The 18,247-nt window shown below is 42.5% G+C and carries 18 protein-coding genes, 1 tRNA gene, 1 rRNA gene and 2 riboswitches; of the genes, 7 read left to right on the forward strand and 13 right to left on the reverse strand.

All coding sequences use genetic code 11. The features are described 5' to 3' along the window. A 16S ribosomal RNA gene (locus ACZ07B_RS11940) occupies positions 1–76 on the reverse strand; the annotation flags it as partial. Between the two features lie 464 nt (positions 77–540). Then, positions 541–642, forward strand: a riboswitch (TPP riboswitch). Between the two features lie 99 nt (positions 643–741). Here ACZ07B_RS11940 and thiT point away from each other — a divergent pair. Continuing rightward, positions 742–1,320, forward strand: coding sequence for an energy-coupled thiamine transporter ThiT (thiT, locus tag ACZ07B_RS11945; RefSeq protein ID WP_003228966.1), 579 nt, complete (start codon positions 742–744; stop codon positions 1,318–1,320). A gap of 41 nt (positions 1,321–1,361) precedes the next feature. On the opposite strand, the gene ACZ07B_RS11950 is transcribed toward thiT, so the two are convergent. Genes ACZ07B_RS11950 through ACZ07B_RS11960 form a run of 3 tightly spaced genes read right to left on the reverse strand, consistent with a single transcriptional unit; the run spans position 1,362 to position 3,975 of the window. Next, on the reverse strand, positions 1,362–1,883 hold the full coding sequence (locus ACZ07B_RS11950; RefSeq protein WP_464877226.1) for an N-acetyltransferase family protein: 522 nt from the start codon (positions 1,881–1,883) through the stop codon (positions 1,362–1,364). A gap of 17 nt (positions 1,884–1,900) precedes the next feature. Beyond that, positions 1,901–3,430, reverse strand: a complete 1,530-nt coding sequence (gene floT, locus ACZ07B_RS11955) for a flotillin lipid rafts scaffold protein FloT (protein ID WP_014480656.1) — start codon at positions 3,428–3,430, stop codon at positions 1,901–1,903. A gap of 20 nt (positions 3,431–3,450) precedes the next feature. Next, complete coding sequence (locus tag ACZ07B_RS11960; RefSeq protein WP_026113746.1) at positions 3,451–3,975, reverse strand: NfeD family membrane protein; 525 nt, start codon at positions 3,973–3,975, stop codon at positions 3,451–3,453. Positions 3,976–4,141: 166 nt separating this feature from the next. Here ACZ07B_RS11960 and ACZ07B_RS11965 point away from each other — a divergent pair, with 166 nt between their 5' ends. After that, positions 4,142–4,630 carry a DinB family protein gene (locus ACZ07B_RS11965; RefSeq protein ID WP_003242867.1) on the forward strand — a complete coding sequence of 163 codons (489 nt, stop codon included), beginning with the start codon at positions 4,142–4,144 and terminating at the stop codon, positions 4,628–4,630. A gap of 5 nt (positions 4,631–4,635) precedes the next feature. Here the strand turns inward: ACZ07B_RS11965 and ACZ07B_RS11970 are convergent, their stop codons facing one another. From ACZ07B_RS11970 to betB, 3 genes are all read right to left on the reverse strand, one after another. After that, a complete protein-coding gene (locus ACZ07B_RS11970; protein ID WP_464877227.1) occupies positions 4,636–5,214 on the reverse strand; it encodes an MOSC domain-containing protein in 579 nt (192 codons plus the stop codon). 87 nt (positions 5,215–5,301) lie between these two features. Then, a complete protein-coding gene (gbsB, locus tag ACZ07B_RS11975; protein WP_003243227.1) occupies positions 5,302–6,510 on the reverse strand; it encodes a choline dehydrogenase in 1,209 nt (402 codons plus the stop codon). A gap of 16 nt (positions 6,511–6,526) precedes the next feature. Beyond that, on the reverse strand, positions 6,527–7,999 hold the full coding sequence (gene betB, locus ACZ07B_RS11980; protein ID WP_015483611.1) for a betaine-aldehyde dehydrogenase: 1,473 nt from the start codon (positions 7,997–7,999) through the stop codon (positions 6,527–6,529). 198 nt (positions 8,000–8,197) lie between these two features. Between betB and gbsR the strand changes: the two genes are divergently transcribed. The 4 genes from gbsR (at position 8,198) to ktrB (ending at position 11,862) form a co-directional block, all read left to right on the forward strand. Continuing rightward, positions 8,198–8,740 carry a transcriptional regulator GbsR gene (gbsR, locus tag ACZ07B_RS11985; protein WP_014477778.1) on the forward strand — a complete coding sequence of 181 codons (543 nt, stop codon included), beginning with the start codon at positions 8,198–8,200 and terminating at the stop codon, positions 8,738–8,740. Between the two features lie 197 nt (positions 8,741–8,937). After that, positions 8,938–9,483 carry a biofilm surface layer hydrophobin BslA gene (gene bslA / locus ACZ07B_RS11990; RefSeq protein ID WP_003243556.1) on the forward strand — a complete coding sequence of 182 codons (546 nt, stop codon included), beginning with the start codon at positions 8,938–8,940 and terminating at the stop codon, positions 9,481–9,483. 144 nt (positions 9,484–9,627) lie between these two features. Further along, a riboswitch (cyclic di-AMP (ydaO/yuaA leader) is annotated at positions 9,628–9,776 on the forward strand. A 73-nt stretch (positions 9,777–9,849) separates the two neighbouring features. Next, positions 9,850–10,518, forward strand: coding sequence for a potassium uptake protein KtrA (gene ktrA, locus ACZ07B_RS11995; RefSeq protein ID WP_003228942.1), 669 nt, complete (start codon positions 9,850–9,852; stop codon positions 10,516–10,518). 6 nt (positions 10,519–10,524) lie between these two features. Beyond that, the gene (gene ktrB / locus ACZ07B_RS12000) at positions 10,525–11,862 is read left to right on the forward strand and encodes a Ktr system potassium transporter KtrB (RefSeq protein WP_464877228.1); all 1,338 of its coding nucleotides are present in this window, start codon (positions 10,525–10,527) and stop codon (positions 11,860–11,862) included. 36 nt (positions 11,863–11,898) lie between these two features. On the opposite strand, the gene ACZ07B_RS12005 is transcribed toward ktrB, so the two are convergent. From ACZ07B_RS12005 to ACZ07B_RS12015, 3 genes are all read right to left on the reverse strand, one after another. After that, on the reverse strand, positions 11,899–12,162 hold the full coding sequence (locus ACZ07B_RS12005; RefSeq protein WP_003222348.1) for a YiaA/YiaB family inner membrane protein: 264 nt from the start codon (positions 12,160–12,162) through the stop codon (positions 11,899–11,901). 108 nt (positions 12,163–12,270) lie between these two features. After that, the gene (gene lytG, locus ACZ07B_RS12010) at positions 12,271–13,119 is read right to left on the reverse strand and encodes an exo-glucosaminidase LytG (RefSeq protein WP_464877229.1); all 849 of its coding nucleotides are present in this window, start codon (positions 13,117–13,119) and stop codon (positions 12,271–12,273) included. A gap of 160 nt (positions 13,120–13,279) precedes the next feature. After that, positions 13,280–14,815: an MFS transporter gene (locus ACZ07B_RS12015; RefSeq protein ID WP_061891028.1), complete on the reverse strand. Its 1,536-nt coding sequence runs from the start codon at positions 14,813–14,815 to the stop codon at positions 13,280–13,282. Positions 14,816–15,333: 518 nt separating this feature from the next. Here ACZ07B_RS12015 and cdoA point away from each other — a divergent pair. Further along, entirely contained in the window at positions 15,334–15,819 is a 486-nt protein-coding gene (cdoA, locus tag ACZ07B_RS12020; RefSeq protein ID WP_024571879.1) for a cysteine dioxygenase, read from the forward strand. Positions 15,820–15,925: 106 nt separating this feature from the next. On the opposite strand, the gene ACZ07B_RS12025 is transcribed toward cdoA, so the two are convergent. The 3 genes from ACZ07B_RS12025 to ACZ07B_RS12035 all read right to left on the reverse strand — a co-directional run bounded on the left by ACZ07B_RS12025 (position 15,926) and on the right by ACZ07B_RS12035 (position 18,195). After that, positions 15,926–15,998: transfer RNA gene (locus ACZ07B_RS12025), tRNA-Ala, on the reverse strand. A 107-nt stretch (positions 15,999–16,105) separates the two neighbouring features. Next, entirely contained in the window at positions 16,106–16,936 is an 831-nt protein-coding gene (locus ACZ07B_RS12030; protein ID WP_014477785.1) for an undecaprenyl-diphosphate phosphatase, read from the reverse strand. 92 nt (positions 16,937–17,028) lie between these two features. Continuing rightward, positions 17,029–18,195, reverse strand: a complete 1,167-nt coding sequence (locus ACZ07B_RS12035; RefSeq protein ID WP_024571881.1) for an AI-2E family transporter — start codon at positions 18,193–18,195, stop codon at positions 17,029–17,031. Positions 18,196–18,247 lie beyond the last annotated feature (52 nt).

Consider the following 18,247-nt stretch of genomic DNA (forward strand, 5'->3'; position numbering starts at 1 on the left):
CATCTGTCCGCTCGACTTGCATGTATTAGGCACGCCGCCAGCGTTCGTCCTGAGCCAGGATCAAACTCTCCGATAAATGGATCACAGGTTAAGTTCACCGCATCCTGCGGCGACACCTGTGTGACCTGCGTCGTGCAGGCCCTAGTTTGACTGACTACGCACATCGCTGTGCGATTTATAAAAATGAATTAACAGGTACGTTTTGTCTTGTTTAGTTTTCAAAGATCATTTCGTTACTTCTCAATGAAGCAGCTTTACTAATATAACATTCAGCTTCTTTTTTGTCAATAACTTTTTCAAGTTGTTTTGAAGCATCTAGTTTGTGTCCGCTGTGCATCAGCGACGTTTAATAATATAACACCTGTATTTATTTATCGCAATAGTTTTTTTAAAAAAATCTATAAAACAAATAAACTATAATCCTCGCCATGATTTCTAAAGCGTGTGTATCATATAACTTTCTTAAAAGAACATATACATCAGTCATGTGATCTTGTTGTTTTTTTCGTTTTCTTGTATAGTAGAAACGAACTAAATACTGATGACCACAAGGGGAGCATTAAAGCTGAGAGTGAGCGGTTTCGTTCTGACCCTTTGAACCTGTTAGTTAACGCTGGCGTAGGGATGTGGCAAAGTCAAATGAATTGCAGATCGTAAAGCAGTGCGTGGAACTTTTCTCATCCTTCCGCGTGCTGCTTTTTTGTTGTCCTTTTGGTTGTCTGTCAATGGAAGGAGATAGATATGAATCAATCTAAGCAACTGGTTCGCCTTATTGAAATTGCCATTATGACAGCGGCAGCCGTTATTTTAGACATTGTCTCAGGAATGTTTCTTAGCATGCCTCAAGGAGGCTCGGTCTCCATCATGATGATTCCGATCTTTTTAATTTCGTTTCGCTGGGGTGTCAAAGCAGGTCTTACTACAGGTTTGTTGACAGGTCTAGTACAAATAGCAATCGGAAACTTGTTTGCTCAACATCCTGTACAGCTATTGTTAGATTACATTGTCGCTTTCGCAGCAATCGGCATAAGCGGCTGTTTCGCTTCTTCTGTCCGTAAAGCCGCTGTATCAAAAACAAAAGGGAAATTGATTGTTTCAGTGGTCAGCGCAGTTTTTATCGGCAGTTTGCTGCGCTATGCCGCGCATGTCATTTCAGGAGCTGTGTTTTTCGGCAGCTTTGCTCCAAAAGGAACACCGGTATGGATTTATTCTTTAACTTATAATGCGACTTACATGGTTCCTTCATTCATTATTTGTGCAATTGTCCTATGTTTATTATTTATGACAGCACCCCGTCTGCTTAAAAGTGACAAAGCGTAAAAGTAACAATCCCCCAGCGAATTCCGCTGGGGGATTGTTCGTTATCTGTTAAGAAGTGTTTTTAAAGCTGAAAGATCCAGCCAGCCAAGACCTACTTCTTTCAGCCTTACTCCGGCAATTTCAAAGTTGTCCTCCGCTACTCTTTCAGGTGAATAGGCCTGATAAAATATAATTAAGGGATTCTGCTCAATAACCCAAACAAACATACTTGAAAATCCATGTTGAAGCAAAAACTCCGCTCCTTTTGCTAAGAGCGCCCTGCCTGCACCTTGCCGCTGGCGCTCTTCCAGAAGATAAATAGCGTATAACTCGCCGTCATAGCCTTCTTGTTCAGAGCGAATAGGTCCAAATGAAGCAAAGCCGAATACTGAATCCATTTCGTCCTGAGCAACAAATACTCCTTTTAACGAGCGACTTTTCCATTTGTCTTCAAATTCCTTATAGTTCAGGCTGTTTAAATAATCAATCGGGATAATTTCGTGGTATGTTGTCCTCCAGCTGTCTACATGCACTTTTGCAATGTCCTTTATATCCTCTAACTTCGCTTCACGTACAGTTACCATACGGTTCTGCCCTTTCCTTACTCTGATTTTTGGACCGTTTTGGCTTCTTTGATTTCATTTGTTAATTCATTAATGCTTTGTTTTACGTTTCCTTTTCCTGAAAAGTTCTCAAGCATTTCTTTTACATCAATTCCTGAGGATGCTTTTAAACTTTCTTGCAGACTTGACATTAAGTTCGTCGCATAGCTGGTTACTTTGTTTGCTCCGCTTGATTCACCGCTTCCTCCTGTATCGACAACGGTGATTTTATCAATATTTGAAAGAGGCGCCGCTGCTTGTTTCGCGTATTCCGGAAGCATTTTGACAATCATATCGAAAATCGCCGCCTGCCCGTACTGTTCAAAGGCAGCCGCAATTTTCTCTTTTGCTTCCGCTTCTGCAAGACCTTTCAGGCGGATAACCTCTGCCTCTGTCTCTCCTTTCGCTTTTTCCGCTTCTGCTTTTGCTAGCCCGTCAATTCTTACTTTTTCCGCCTCAGCCTTTGCCATTGCTTCAATACTGTACTTCTTGGCATCGGCTTCCGCGAGCTGTTTGGCTTTCTCAGCTGCTGCGGACTGCTCAACAGAATAACGGTCTGCATCGGCTTTTTTCTTTACCTCTGAGTCGTATTGACGTTCACGGCGAAGAATTTCTTTTTCTTCTAGCTCTATTTGTTTTTGGCGTTCGATAATTTTAACCTGCATTTCCTGCTCTGTGACTTGCTGGCGCGCTCTGGCAGTCTCTAAATCATATGCTTGGTCGGCATTCGCTTTTGCCGTATCTTGTTCTCTGCGGAATTCAGCCATTTTGAGCTGATTGAGTTTTTCAGCTTCAGCGATTTCCGTCGCCCGTTCAAGTTCTGATTTTTTTGCGTCTTTATCGGCTTCTGCCCGCTTAATTCGGGTTTCTTTATCAGCCTCTGCTGTTGCGATATCAGCATCGCGTTTTACTTGGGCAATTCTCGGTTTCCCTAATGATTCAAGATAACCGTTTTTATCACGAACATCTTTAATGGTAAACGAGACGATTACAAGCCCCATTTTCGCGAGATCCTGTGAAGCGACACGCTGCACCTCTTGAGAGAATTTTTCTCTGTTTTTATAGATTTCTTCTACTGTCATTGAGCCGAGAATGGAACGAAGGTGGCCTTCTAAAACCTCCCGCGCTTCCTGCTCACGGTCGTCTTTTGATTTCCCTAAAAATTGTTCGGCCGCTGTAGCGATTTCTCCTATAGAACCGCCGATTTTAATAATCGCAGTTCCATCGGCCATTACTGGCACTCCTTGTTCTGTATAGACTTCAGGTGTGGAAACATCGAGTTTGCTTGATAATAAGCTTAGCGGCTCTGCCTGCTGGAAGACGGGAAGGACAAAGGTTCCTCCGCCGCGGACGATTTTAATACGGTTGCCGCCTTCATCGACATGAACATTTTTATTGCCCAGATAGCTCCCTGTTACAATTAACGCTTCATCAGGCCCTGCTGTACGATACTTCGTAATAAACACAGCTATTAGTGCAATTAATAAAAAGAATACAACTCCGATGATCATTATAATCGGCATTGTCATATCAAATTCCTCCTTTTATGTTAAATGGGTTCATGCGGAGTAACCGAAAGAACTCCGTTGTTAATATCTACGACTAACACCGTTGTCCCGTAACTGATCTGCTGATTATCAAAACTGACCGCTGACTTTGAAATGGTCCCGCCTATCCCTTCTATGACCACTTCACCAAACCCGTCAACCGGCACAGCTGTAATCACTTTACCGAGTCTTCCTCTGAGATCATCTTCTCTATATGCCAATGATTCTTCTGCAGATGATAATGGCACCAGTACAAAGATGTGAAGCAATACCACCAGCATGATCGAAAGGATGCAAGATAAAAGCGCAATCAGCAAGCTTGACAGAGGCAATACGAGTTCACCTATATATCCGCCCGCTGAAAAACATGTGAAAAATGAGAGCACTAATGTCGGATTAAGAAACGGAATGCCTTCTGGCAGCCCTGCAAATACATCTCCGAAAAACAGGAATAACAGCGTAAGGCTGCCCGCAATAATAAGCGTATAAAGATACATTGTTTGTATAGGTACTCCAAATAACTCCAACTTCCTCATCCTTTCTTCATCAATGCATTGATGAACGGCTGCCGTTACCATTTATACGAGACACCCCGGGAAAAGTTTCAAAATTTTAAGATAAATAACCCGTTTGAAGTGTTTATAAATGATAATTGCTTATATATATGGTAATGTCATTTTAGGAGGAGATATGATGAGTATCTTTAATGAAGCCAGATTAGAAACGTGGAACGAATTGAAAGGACTTTCTGACGAAAAGCTGAACCAAAAGCCTTCTGCTGAAGAATGGAGCATACGGGAAGTTCTTGACCATTTGAAAAAAATCGATATGACCGCACAAAAAATGTTGAAGGAACGTGTAAAGGACGCTCCGATTAAAGAAATTGAAGAAAAACCGCTTGAGGTAGCACAGGACAGAAATAATAAACGGAAAGCCCCGAGTCATCTTGAGCCTGCGCATGATTTTATTTCAGGCAGCCAAATGAAACGTGAGCTTGATGTGGTAAGAGAGCAGCTGACTGCTGCGATTGCCTCTCTGAAAGAAGAAGATTTTGAAAGAGTGCTTCCGCATCCTGTGTTTCAAGAGCTGACTGTCAGACAGTGGATCGATTTTATCGGCCATCATGAAAAACGGCACCTCAGCCAAATGAAAGAAATTAAAGAAAAGATAGAAAGGGCCTGATTTGATCAGACCCTTTCTGCTTTTCGTTTAACTTTTCGCTGATAGGAATGAACTTCTATTTCATCACCTGTGTAAACAGCACCAGGTCTCTCCACAATACAGACAATCCCTCTAATGCCCAGTGCGTGGCGGACGAAAGCCGGCGCCAGCTTCGGTTGGTCCGGATAATAAGACTGAATGATTTCTCCCGGCTGGATACACGGATCATTTTCGCCCTCACACAGCAGAGCCGCTCCGCTCGGAAAAATAATCCGGCTTCCTTCTTTTAATGAAGTAAGATCTGGCATACCGCTGACTGCCACATTCGCCCCGAGCCATTCCGGCAAAATCCTCGGCACTCCCATTTTTAAAGCGATTTCGTTACATTCCTCTATTGAAACAATTGAAATTTGTCTGCGATTGAAAATTTCAGTCCCTCTTGAAAACATTGGTTCTCTGGCTCCCGCTTTTTTGGTCAGGCCAAAATGCAAGTCGCCGGGGATGCCGCCATAATCAAAATCAAGCTTGTCCATTTGCTTTGTTACGAAGCTTTTTGTATCTGCGATATATAAGCCTTCCGCTTTTGCAGTCATACGCTTCCACATCAGCTGGCACCTTCCTTCTTATCTAAAATTTCCACCTATGCTTCATTATCCCAAAAAATCCCGCTCTGTAAAGGAGCGGGATTTTGATTATACCGTTTTAGGCGTAAGGTTAAAGCAGCGCTTGTAGATCCAGTTGTATGCTTTTTCATTTAAATCTCTAGGGTTTCCGAAGGTTTGCGGATCTTTCATTGCTTCTTTAGACAAGCGTTCGATCATATCAGGTGATACTCCCTGCTCTTCTAAAGTCGGCACTTCTAAATCTTCGACCAGATCATACATCCAATTGACAGATGCTTTCGCAGCTTCTTCTGTTGTCATCTTGCTTGTATCAATACCGAACGCTTTCGCAATACGCGCAAACTTCTCAGGATAGCCCTTCCAGTTGTATTCCATGACAGGGCCCATCATCGCCGCTACACATTGGCCGTGAGCGACTGGGATAATACCGCCAAGCGTTTGGCTCATCGCATGAGCAGCGCCCGCTGATTCACTTCCGTAAGAAAGACCGGCAAGCATCGCAGCCTGCGCCATTCCGTACCTTGCTTCCAGATCCTCTCCATCAGCAAATGCCCTCTTGATGTAATGAGCGGCATACTCAATCGCCATTAAGGCAACCGCATCCGTGATTGGCTGTGCAAATTTCATTGTATAGCATTCAATGGCATGGGCGAGCGCATCAATTCCCGTCATAGCTGTTACATGCGGAGGCATTGAAACATGAAGCTCAGGATCAATGATTGTCAAGTGCGCTGCAATCAGCGGACCGCCCGTGTTGAATTTGAATTCTCTTTCTTCATCTGTGATAACCGCCCATTGGGTTACTTCTGATCCTGTTCCAGCTGTAGTGGGAATTGTCGTCAGCGGAGGAATGCGGTTTTCCAGCGGTTTTTTCCCATCTGCCGCTTCATAATCAAGCACGCTTCCTTCGTGAGTCGCTTCTACTCCGATTGCTTTTGCCGTATCCATGGAGCTTCCGCCTCCGACTGCCACCAAACCATTACAGTTCTCTTTTTTGTAAAGCTCAGATCCTTCATTCACCAGACGGACAGGCGGGTTTGGCTCAACTTTATTAAAGAGCACCACTTCAATGCCTGCTTCTTTAAGTGATTCGATTACAGGATCAGCAACACCGGCTTTATAAATCCCTGGGTCTGTGACAAGGAGCGCTTTTGAAACGCCCAGTGCAGCTACTTCCTCACCCGTATGCTTGATGGCTCCGATTCCATGCTTAATCACAGTCGGAATTTCAAATGTGTGGAATTTCTGCATGCTTTCTACCTTCATATTTAATGTCATCATCAATCTCCCCCTCTTATGAATTGAACCAGTTAACCGCTGCCGGTTTTGTATTACGGTATACATGTTTGACTTCTGTGTATTCTTCAAGGCCTATTTTTCCAAGCTCGCGTCCGAACCCGGATTGCTTATATCCGCCCCATGGCGCTTGTGCAAAGTACGGATGAAAATCGTTGATCCAAACGGTTCCCATTCTCAAGCGGGCTGCTACCCGTTCGCACTTTTCAATATCTTTTGACCATACCGCTCCAGCCAAGCCATAGATGGTATCATTCGCAAGCTCGATTACCTCTTCTTCAGAGCTGAAGGTTTCGACTGTCAATACAGGACCGAAAACCTCTTCCTGAACGATTCTCATGTCAGAATTACAGTTTGAGAAAATAGTAGGTTCATAGAAAAAGCCGTTTTGAAGCGCAGGATCTTCCGGGCGTTTGCCTCCTGTCTCCAGCTTCGCGCCTTCCTCTATTCCGATCTCTACATATTTTTCTACCTTTGCCCTGTGCTCCGCCGAAATAAGCGGACCGCTTTCTGTCTCAGCATGAAAACCGTTTCCGAGTTTTATGCGTTTTGCCCGTTTGACCAGCTCCGCCAAAAATTGATCATGAATGGCGTCCTCAACAAGCAAGCGGGAACCTGCAGAGCATACTTGGCCGGCGTGGAAAAATACAGCGTTTAAGGCTTGATCAACCGCAACTTCTAAATCCGCGTCCTTGAAAACAATATTTGGGTTTTTCCCGCCAAGTTCAAGGGCGATTTTTTTGACGTTTCCGCTTGCCGCCCGCATGATTTTTTTGCCTGTTTCAATTCCGCCCGTAAATGAAATCAAATCGACGTCTTTGTTTACGGCAAGCTCGTCGCCCACTGTGGCTCCCGGTCCAAGAACAAGATTTGCGACACCTTTTGGAACACCGGCTTCTTCCATCAGCTTAAAGACTTTGATTGTCGTCAGCGGCGTAATCTCACTCGGCTTCATGACGATTGTGTTTCCTGCAGCCAGTGCAGGGGCGATTTTCCAGCTTGCTTGAAGGAGTGGATAATTCCATGGAGTGATCTGGCCGCAAACCCCGATTGGCTCCCTAATAATTTTGCTTTCTGAATCAGGAATCGGAGATGAAATGATCTCTCCGCCATCTTTGTCTGCCAAGCCGGCGTAATATTGAAAAACATTGGCGATATCGTCCATATCGGCCTTGCTTTCTTCGAGTGTTTTTCCTGTATCAAGAGATTCAAGCTCAGCCAGCTCCTCAAGATCGCGTCTGATTAATTCCGCAATTTTCAGAACAATTTTCCCGCGTTCAAGCCCGGATAGCGATGACCATTCTCCTTTGTCAAATGCTCTGCGTGCGGCTGCGATTGCTTTGATGGCGTCCTCTCGCCCTCCCTCGCTTACAGTTGCAATTTCTTCTTGATTAAATGGGTTGATAATACTGCGGATCTGTTCTTTTTCGGCACTGATCCATTCTCCGTCAATGAATAATGTTTGACTCATATAAGCCTCCTTGACGTAAATAAAGTTTGTTAAATAAAAATTTAATGTTTTTAACAATATTAATCTAACATATGGTTTTTAAACTGTCAAAGTCCCATTTCGATTTTTCTTTTTGACTTTTCCTCATGATTCGTTAAGATAAAGAACATAAAGAAATAACTTAACGAATTTAATTTTCTAAAGGAAAAGAGGGTCAGTATGGATGAAAATCCAGAATTTGCAGCTATAGAACAGGCTCGGGATCTTGTTATTGACTCCATTGCTGAAACGATGGATCTTTACGGAATTACCCGCAGTGTCGGGATTTTATATGGGACGATGTATATGAGGGATGAGATGACGCTTGACGAAATGCGTGAGGAGTTGCAAATGAGCAAACCAAGCATGAGCACTGGCGTCAAAAAGCTTCAAGACTTAAATGTAGTGAAAAAAACATTTCACCGGGGAATCCGCAAGCATACATTTGTGGCTGAAAAGGATTTCTTTAAATTTTTCACAAATTTCTTTCCACCTAAATGGGAGCGGGAGGTTCAAGTGAATGTAGCAGCGATCGAGGAAGCTCAAGCTGATTTACAAAAGGTTTTAAGCAAGGAAGATCTCGATGAGGATATCAAAAATGAGGCACTGCAGTTATACGATCAGCTGGAAAGCTCTAAAGCTTACTATGACTGGCTGAAACGGCTTGCTGAATCGGTGCAGACCGGAGAAATTTTTAAATTTATACCGATCGAAACAAAGTAAAGCAGAAAACGCCTGGGAAACCAGGCGTTTTTTTGATGTAACTACTACAAATTTGAAAAATACGGGAAAAACACCCCATTTACTTCCAAAATATTTGATGGTAATTTTATGTAGGTAAAATTTGTATTTGGCCTTTCAGAGGAGGTGAAAAGCGGGCAGGCCTGTTTAATTTATCATTTTTTAGGGGGAATTTTGTTATGAAACGCAAATTATTATCTTCTTTGGCAATTAGTGCATTAAGTCTCGGGTTACTCGTTTCTGCACCTACAGCTTCTTTCGCGGCTGAATCTACATCAACTAAAGCTCATACTGAATCTACTATGAGAACACAGTCTACAGCTTCATTGTTCGCAACAATCACTGGCGCCAGCAAAACGGAATGGTCTTTCTCAGATATCGAATTGACTTACCGTCCAAACACGCTTCTCAGCCTTGGCGTTATGGAGTTTACATTGCCAAGCGGATTTACTGCAAACACGAAAGACACATTGAACGGAAATGCCTTGCGTACAACACAGATCCTCAATAACGGGAAAACAGTAAGAGTTCCTTTGGCACTTGATTTGTTAGGAGCTGGCGAATTCAAATTAAAACTGAATAACAAAACACTTCCTGCCGCTGGTACATATACTTTCCGTGCAGAGAATAAATCATTAAGCATCGGAAATAAATTTTACGCAGAAGCCAGCATTGACGTGGCTAAGCGCAGCACTCCTCCGACTCAGCCTTGCGGTTGCAACTAATGTAAAAGACCGGTTAATGCCGGTCTTTTTTGCGTTTTACCCTCCCCTTTTTCTCTAATTCCCGTTATCTTTTTTCTGGTTTAAAATTTAAATTGACAAACACTAGAAACAGGAGTAAATTCTTGAGTGTTCAATTTCATACAGTCTCTTTTACCGCTTAATCAAACACGAACGGGGGAACCAACGATTGGCTGTTATATTAACAGCCTTGGGGTGAATCTTACTAAGTAAGAGGGGGTACTCTGAATCCCTAATCCGACAGCTAACCTCGTAGGCGTATACAGAGAGGAGGTCTATTATTTGGCCATTCTTTGCAATGGTCTTTTTTGCTTCAGAAACGTTAATTCACTAAGGGAGATATGAACATTGGGAAGAATTAAAAATAAGCAATTTGCCGTGATCGGTCTGGGCCGGTTTGGCGGCAGCATTTGTAAAGAACTTCATAGAATGGGGCATGAGGTCCTTGCGGTTGATATCAACGAAGAAAAGGTCAATGCATATGCTTCTTACGCCACTCATGCGGTAATTGCCAACGCCACCGAAGAAAACGAATTGCTTTCATTAGGAATACGCAATTTTGAATATGTGATTGTTGCCATCGGAGCAAATATTCAAGCGAGTACGCTGACCACCCTATTATTAAAGGAGCTTGATATTCCAAATATTTGGGTGAAGGCTCAAAACTATTATCATCACAAGGTGCTTGAAAAAATCGGCGCTGACCGCATTATTCATCCTGAAAAAGATATGGGAGTTAAAATCGCACAAAGCCTTTCAGACGAAAATGTTTTGAATTACATTGATCTATCTGATGAATACAGTATTGTCGAGCTGCTGGCTACGCGCAAGCTTGATTCAAAATCGATTATTGACCTGAATGTAAGAGCAAAGTACGGCTGCACGATCCTGGCCATTAAACATCATGGAGATATCTGTCTTTCCCCCGCGCCTGAAGACATCATTCACGAGCAAGATTGCCTGGTGATCATGGGCCACAAAAAGGATATTAAACGTTTTGAAAACGAAGGGATGTAGACAAAGGTGACACTTCAAAAGGATAAAGTGATTAAATGGGTTCGGTTTACACCGCCTCAAGTGCTTGCCATTGGTTTTTTCCTTACCATTATCATCGGGGCTGTCCTATTAATGCTTCCGATTTCCACTACGAAGCCATTGTCATGGATAGATGCTCTTTTTACTGCGGCTTCCGCTACAACTGTTACAGGGCTTGCTGTTGTCGATACCGGTACTCAATTTACGGTATTCGGGCAAACAGTTATTATGGGGCTGATTCAGATTGGCGGGCTTGGATTTATGACGTTTGCGGTCTTGATCGTCATGATATTAGGAAAAAAAATCGGATTAAAAGAACGAATGCTCGTCCAGGAAGCCTTAAACCAGCCGACAATCGGCGGTGTCATTGGCCTTGTCAAAGTCCTGTTTCTGTTTTCGATCAGTATTGAATTGATAGCAGCACTCATTTTATCCATCCGGCTTGTACCTCAATACGGCTGGTCATCCGGCTTGTTTGCAAGTTTGTTTCACGCAATATCTGCTTTTAACAATGCCGGGTTTTCGTTGTGGCCTGATAATTTGATGAGCTACGTTGGCGATCCTACAGTAAACCTCGTGATTACTTTCTTATTTATTACAGGAGGGATCGGATTTACGGTTCTGTTTGATGTGATGAAAAATCGGCGTTTTAAAGCTTTTTCTTTACATACAAAGCTCATGCTTACAGGAACGCTGATGTTGAATGCGATTGCTATGCTTACGGTCTTTATTTTAGAATACAGCAACCCTGGGACGCTCGGCCACCTGCATATAGTGGATAAACTGTGGGCGTCCTATTTTCAGGCAGTGACGCCGAGAACCGCAGGCTTCAATTCTCTAGATTTTGGAAGCATGAGAGAAGGAACAATTGTATTTACTTTATTATTGATGTTTATCGGAGCAGGAAGCGCATCAACGGCGAGCGGCATTAAGCTGACTACGTTCATCGTGATTTTAACATCTGTTATTGCTTACTTGAGAGGTAAAAAAGAAACGGTTATTTTCCGCCGTTCCATCAAATATCCGATTATCATTAAAGCTTTAGCTGTGAGCGTCACCAGTTTGTTCATCGTGTTTTTAGGGATTTTTACCCTGACGATCACAGAACAAGCGCCATTTCTTCAAATTGTGTTTGAAACCTTTTCCGCATTCGGAACTGTCGGCCTTACGATGGGGCTTACTCCTGAACTGACAACAGCTGGCAAGTGTATCATTATTGTCATCATGTTTATCGGAAGAATTGGTCCTTTAACGTTCGTGTTTTCATTCGCAAAAACAGAGCAATCAAATATCCGTTATCCTGATGGCGAAGTGTTTACAGGGTGATATCAAAAAAATCCGGCGTGCAGTCGCCGGATTTTTTTATGATTCGATATGAGATTGATTTTGTCTTTTTTCCTGTTCCGCGATGATTTCGTTATCCTCCGCGTTATCACGGGTTACTTTTTGTGTGAGAATCGCACCAACTGCTACAAGTATCATAACAGCGATGTAATAACCTTTTTCATTGAGTTCCAGGTTATCAGCATTATAGAGTCCGATACTAAACAAAAATACTCCCGCAAAAAAAGTAAAATAAGCTAATACTGTAAAGGCAACCGTGTTTCTGCGTCTATATTTCTGCATCTTTGTTCCCTCCCGAAAGCATAGTTAAAAAGTGATAACTTCCGTGGAATATTATACCTCAAATTCCCCGGAATGGAACAAAGAATTAAAAATACCAGTAAAAAGGGCTTAGGTTGCCTCCTTTATTTCAACAGCTGAATCATCAATCCAGCCGATAAGTTTATCATTGATTTGGAATTGGTACCAAACAGACTGGCCTTTCTGTTTTTTAGACACAACCTTTATGTCTTTGCCGACGTAAGATTGGGCAGAGGTAAGCCTTATGGACCGATCATCAGTAGAGGGCTTGGACCATACGTCTTGAACGGCACTGTCTTTAATAGAGGCGTTTAAATCCACAGATTTGAGGGATGGATTTACCTCATCGTACTCATCTAAATCGTATTTTTCCACAATAGCGCTGATTTTGTCAGCGTAGTCAGGATCTGTAGCATATCCTGATGTTTGCAGGGCGATTGCCGCTTCCTTATAATTCCCTGCCTCAAGCACCGGTTTATACTTCTTTTTATTCCACGATGTGCCACGGACGAACAATTGGGCGTGATCATCCATAGATTCAAAAAACGTGCTGTATTTTCGAAACTTCGCGCGAATGGTTTTTCTTTTCCCTTTTTCAACTTCGTCCGTTTCCATCGTGACATGATGGCCTTTATAATTCCCTTTTACGCCAAAAAGGTTGTTGGCCTTAGCAGCCAGTTCACTGTTCCCCCAGTCCGATTCGAGAATGGCCTGAGCAATTGTGATGCTGGGGAGAACATGGTATTTTTCATACAAAATTTGGGCATGTCCGGACAGACTGTCTATAAATACTTGCTGTTCATCGATTTCTTCAGTTTCTTTGGATATTTCAATCGGTTTTGATAAAGTTGTCGCTAAAACAAACAGAGCTAGCGGAATCGATACAAGGAAAAATAGTGAAATCAAGAGTTTACGTTTTTTAAGTTTTTTACGGGCCATGAAAACCTTCCTTCGAATTAAAAGATTACGAATGTAAAAGAATCTACCTTTTAGAATTTTACTTGCACTTCTAATATTTTTCAATTCTTTAGGGATAAAGTTGGGAAAAGATTGCAAAATAAAAACCTTTTCGCTCAATGAAAAGGTTTTTACCATGTTTCTATTTTTGTAAATTTCTGAGTGCATTCCGATATTCCGTATCATTTATTACTTTATACGATTTGACAGTTGCCTTCGACAAACCTTCTGCTGAAACGGCCGGTTTTTCCGGAGCTGTTTTCGCTTTATCATGTGGTTTATGTGCCAGCTTGTGCCCCATTCCAGTGGCATTCATACAAAATGACAGGCAGACGAGCAGCACGCTAAGGATAAAAGAAATGAAGAAGAGATCATGATAAGCAGTCATCATAGAATCCTGTACCGAACCGCTTTGTCTGGCAGCATCTTTTTTCGTGAAAAAGCCGATGAGAATAGGAACTCCCATATAGACAAACAATCTTAAAAACTGAACAGCTGTCATTCTCTTGACCAAATCAGGCAGCGGGCCTCCCATGGCAGCTCCCATCAGCCCTGCGGCGACTGTCAGGCCTGTTCCCGCTGCAAGCATGATAAACAGTGCCGCGAACATATAAAGAGATGATCGATCCTGCATATGCAGCCATTGAAAATTCACAAAGACGAGAATGAGTCCGCCGATAATACCGAGCATCCCTGGTCCGACTTTATCATAAAACAGAGCGCTCAAAATGGCCGCGATCGCCACTCCGATTAAAAGAGTCAAGTTTAAAAGAATGAGATGCTCCTGAGAAATATCATACATTTGACGGAGCAAGCCTTGAAAAGCAGACAGGCTGACAGCTACCGTTATCGTCCCTGCAGCTATGATCAATAAGCCAAGCACCGGTTTTGGCAGCAGCATCAGTTTAATAGATATGAATGGGTTTTTCACTTTATATTCCACAATCAATAGACCAATGAGCAAACATAACGTCACCCCGAAACCAATCCATACATAACCCGATGACAGCCCCCATTTTTGCAGAAAAATGAATGAAACCGCTGAGGCTGCGGCAAGGAAAACAGATAAAAGAATTCCCGCACGATCAAGCGGCTGTTCTTGATCCGCCGCTCCGTGATGCTCGTCATGGAGAAAGAAATAGCTCACCGCGACACCGATCAGGGACAAGGTGCCAAAGATGAAAAACAGCCATCTCCAATGTCCGCAGCTTGTTGCAATGGTTCCGAGGATTGTGCCGATGATAACAGAACCATAGAATCCCCCGATCAGCACAAGCAGTGCATAGTTCCTGCGTTCAATCGGGAATGACAGTACAAGCATTGGAATCATAATCATCAGCATGACGCCTGTTGCCGCCCCCTGTAAAAAGCGCCCTGCCGCCATCCATGCAATATCGCCTGAACATGCGATGAGCAGTGAGCCTAGTATAAAGACAGGTAATGAAGCCAGATAGACGGGACGCGCACCGAATTTTTTCCTCAGCAGCGGTCCTGCCGGAACTAACAAGGCAAAGGCCATATTGCCGATCAATATCGGATTTACTGATGTGAAGACACTTGTTCCAACCGCTTTCTGAACAAGGCCTTGAACTGACGACAATGCCGTGTTAGACATCAATCCCGGCCCGACCGCTAAGACGGCGAGCAAAGAAATCACCCAATAGTGTTTTGTCTTCATGTTGTCATTCCTTCCTATATGAATACATGCGAAACACATCATTTTTTGAAACCAAAAGAAGCTAATAGATTTTGCATACCATTAGCTTTCAGTCTAATATTCTCCCTTTCAGGGGAAATGATATTATTTTATTATAATTATGTGAATGAATGAGCATATAATCAAATATTATTTCAAATCGATTGTGTTTTGTCAATGGAGTAAATTTCAAGCACAACATAAAAAGTCTGAAAGCTTTTCCTCGATATTGTGTTTTGGAGCCAAGGGGCCTAGAACTGCACTTATGGAGCCCTGCTCGTTCCCTCAAGCGAATTATAACAGGCCGTTTTAACCCTTTCAATCCACTATTCCAACTAATAAACTCGAATAAGTTGGTGATAAGACAACATTTTGGCCGCACATTTTTTTGTGTTCACTGGGCGTTTGCCGCCTCTAAATTGTATATGGGTAAATACCATGAATTAACCTATGAAATACCAATGTAAGGAAATTCTAAATATTCCGGGAGGCAAAAACGAATGGAACTGTATGAGTGTATCCAAGACATTTTTAGCGGCTTGAAAAATCCATCGGTTAAAGATTTAGCAACGTCTTTAAAACAAATTCCAAACGCAGCAAAATTGAGTCAACCGTATATTAAGGAACCAGACCAGTACGCTTACGGCCGAAATGCCATCTATCGAAATAATGAATTAGAAATTATCGTGATTAACATTCCGCCAAACAAGGAGACAACAGTACACGATCATGGTCAATCCATTGGTTGTGCAATGGTGTTAGAAGGAAAGCTTCTTAATTCTATTTATCGTTCAACCGGCGAACACGCAGAACTCTCCAATTCATACTTTGTCCACGAAGGAGAATGCCTTATTTCAACCAAAGGTTTAATTCACAAAATGTCCAATCCAACATCCGAACGAATGGTGTCTCTTCATGTCTACTCCCCTCCTTTGGAAGACATGACGGTCTTTGAGGAACAAAAGGAGGTATTGGAAAATTCATGATTGACAGATAAACTGCTCACTTTGACTTCGCTCAACTGGAGGATTCAGAGAATGAAACCTTTTCCTCAAAACAAAAAAACCCTTATAGAATAAGGGTTTAAAGGTATGGAGCCAAGGGGGCTCGAACCCCTGACCTCTACGCTGCCAGCGTAGCGCTCTCCCAGCTGAGCTATGGCCCCGTATGTAACGTCATGTTTATTATAGATGATTTTTTTTTGAAAAACAAGCTGTTTCCTCTTGAATTGACAGAAAAAATAAGGCTCGGAAAAGAGCCTTATTTTTCGACTTACATCATGATCAAAAGTAAAATCACACCGAGAATAATTCGATAGATTGCAAATGGGACAAGTTTGATTTTGTTAATCAGCCTTAAGAAGAAACGGACGACAAACAGTGCGACAACAAAGGCACAGATAAAGCCGACGATGAAAAATGGCATCAGATCCGAGCTTAAGCTGTCCCAATGCTTCACGAGGCTTAGAAAGCTGGCTCCCATCATGATCGGCATCGCCATAATAAACGTAAAGTCGGCTGCAGCTCGGTGGTTTAATCCGAGAATAACACCGCCGGAAATGGTTGAACCCGAACGCGAGAAACCCGGCCAAAGGGCAAGACATTGGAATAAGCCGACGGCTATCGCCTGTTTATAGGAAATGCGGTCAAGTGTGTCTGTCGCTGTTTTCCGCTTATTGACCCAGTCAGCAAAAAGCATGAGGATTGCCCCGGCAATTAAACCGATGGCCACAGTTTTAACGGAAAATAAATATTCATCAATGTAATCTTCAAACAAAAAGCCGAGAACAGCTGCAGGCACGAGTCCGACGGCAATTTGGGCAATGCTTAATTTATGTCCCTGCTCCTGGTCGCTTGTGATATTTTTTTTCAAGCCGAGTAAGTTTAAAATTCGGTCTTTAAACACGATAGCTACTGCTAAAATGGAGCCTAGCTGAATAACCACCTTGAATGAGTTAGCAGCTTCTTCTGACATCAGATTACTTGATTTAAGCCAGATGTCGTCTACTATAATCATATGTCCTGTCGAAGAAACCGGCGCGTACTCTGTTAATCCTTCTACGATTCCTAAAATGGCGGCTACAAACAATTCCCATAGAGTCATGATTTTGATTCTCCCCATTAGACATTTATTTTTTTACATAACGGGAGCTTTCCATAAATGGAAAGCCCGTCTTATATAACTATAAACGAAAATCACACTTTATGACCCGGCGTATTTTCATTTTTTTCTTCGTCGTATAAATGTGACCGCATTTTAAACCAGTCAAATAAATGTGTCGTAATGACTTTAGCAACTGCATAGCCCGGAATGGCAAGAATGATTCCAACAACGCCAAACAGTTTGCCAGCTGTTAACAGCAGAAAAATAATTGTGATAGGGTGGATGTGAAGGTTTTTTCCCATAATTTGCGGAGAGATCAGCTTCCCTTCAATCAGCTGAACAATGGTCCAAACGATCACCAATTTAAGCAGCATAAGCGGCGATGTCACTATGGCAATGATAATCGCAGGCGTAATGGCAATCGTTGGCCCTAAATATGGAACGATGCTAGTACAAGCCGCAATGACGGCTAGCAATGAAGCATAATCCAGCCCGATAATCAAATAACCGATAAACAGCAAAAACCCGATACAGAAGCTGACAATGATCTGGCCTCTGATATAAGAGCTTAACCGATGATTCATTTCGCTTAAGACTGTGTATGTCTGTTCTTTCAATTGCGTCGGAACAAACTTCAGTATGTAGACCGGCAATTTTTTTCCGTCCTTTAACAAATAGAAAAGGATAAACGGAACCGTAACGATTGAAATGATAATCTCAGTCAGGGCGCCGATAAAATTCCCAACGCCGGTAAAGGTACTGTTCACAATTGTCGCTGCCTGATCTGAAACCTTTGTTGCGAGATCAGATATATTGATGTTCGTCGTTTGCTGGGCCTGATTGACGAAGTTGCTGCCGATCAGCTGTTTCGTCTGATTTTCAACGATATCCACATATCTTGGGATGTTGTCGATTAAACTCATAATTTGTTCTTTTAAGAAGGGAATGATCGACACGATTGTGATCGTGATCAGCCCGATAATCAATAGATACAACAGTAAAATAGAATAGATTCTTCTTATTCTTCTTCTCTCAAGGAAATCGACGACCGGGTTTAACAGATAAAAAACAATGCCTGTCAAAATAATCGGAAGTGATATCGTTTTGAGCAAAACAATAATCGGGGTGAAAATAAATGATGTTTTTGTAAATACTAGAATATTTAAACCAATCAGCAGCAGCACAAGCAAAAATAAAACAAACTTATTGTCCAAGAAGAATCGCTTGAATCTGCCGCTCCATGTTTGCAACGTCTCCACTATCGTTCCTCCGTCATACATAGTTTAATTAAATTGTACACTATCGTCCCTA

The sequence above is a fragment of the Bacillus sp. 9.4 genome (assembly GCF_055486415.1).

Excerpts from the sequence above, each read along its gene's own strand:
- gbsB (WP_003243227.1), bottom strand. The coding sequence starts at position 6,510 with ATGACATTAAATATGAAGGTAGAAAGCATGCAGAAATTCCACACATTT.
- thiT (WP_003228966.1), top strand. The coding sequence starts at position 742 with ATGAATCAATCTAAGCAACTGGTTCGCCTTATTGAAATTGCCATTATG.
- cdoA (WP_024571879.1), top strand. The coding sequence starts at position 15,334 with ATGGAACTGTATGAGTGTATCCAAGACATTTTTAGCGGCTTGAAAAAT.
- ACZ07B_RS12030 (WP_014477785.1), bottom strand. The coding sequence starts at position 16,936 with ATGACTCTATGGGAATTGTTTGTAGCCGCCATTTTAGGAATCGTAGAA.
- ACZ07B_RS12015 (WP_061891028.1), bottom strand. The coding sequence starts at position 14,815 with ATGAAGACAAAACACTATTGGGTGATTTCTTTGCTCGCCGTCTTAGCG.
- ACZ07B_RS11965 (WP_003242867.1), top strand. The coding sequence starts at position 4,142 with ATGAGTATCTTTAATGAAGCCAGATTAGAAACGTGGAACGAATTGAAA.
- ACZ07B_RS11970 (WP_464877227.1), bottom strand. The coding sequence starts at position 5,214 with ATGTGGAAGCGTATGACTGCAAAAGCGGAAGGCTTATATATCGCAGAT.
- gbsR (WP_014477778.1), top strand. The coding sequence starts at position 8,198 with ATGGATGAAAATCCAGAATTTGCAGCTATAGAACAGGCTCGGGATCTT.
- lytG (WP_464877229.1), bottom strand. The coding sequence starts at position 13,119 with ATGGCCCGTAAAAAACTTAAAAAACGTAAACTCTTGATTTCACTATTT.
- floT (WP_014480656.1), bottom strand. The coding sequence starts at position 3,430 with ATGACAATGCCGATTATAATGATCATCGGAGTTGTATTCTTTTTATTA.
- ACZ07B_RS11950 (WP_464877226.1), bottom strand. The coding sequence starts at position 1,883 with ATGGTAACTGTACGTGAAGCGAAGTTAGAGGATATAAAGGACATTGCA.
- bslA (WP_003243556.1), top strand. The coding sequence starts at position 8,938 with ATGAAACGCAAATTATTATCTTCTTTGGCAATTAGTGCATTAAGTCTC.
- betB (WP_015483611.1), bottom strand. The coding sequence starts at position 7,999 with ATGAGTCAAACATTATTCATTGACGGAGAATGGATCAGTGCCGAAAAA.
- ACZ07B_RS12005 (WP_003222348.1), bottom strand. The coding sequence starts at position 12,162 with ATGCAGAAATATAGACGCAGAAACACGGTTGCCTTTACAGTATTAGCT.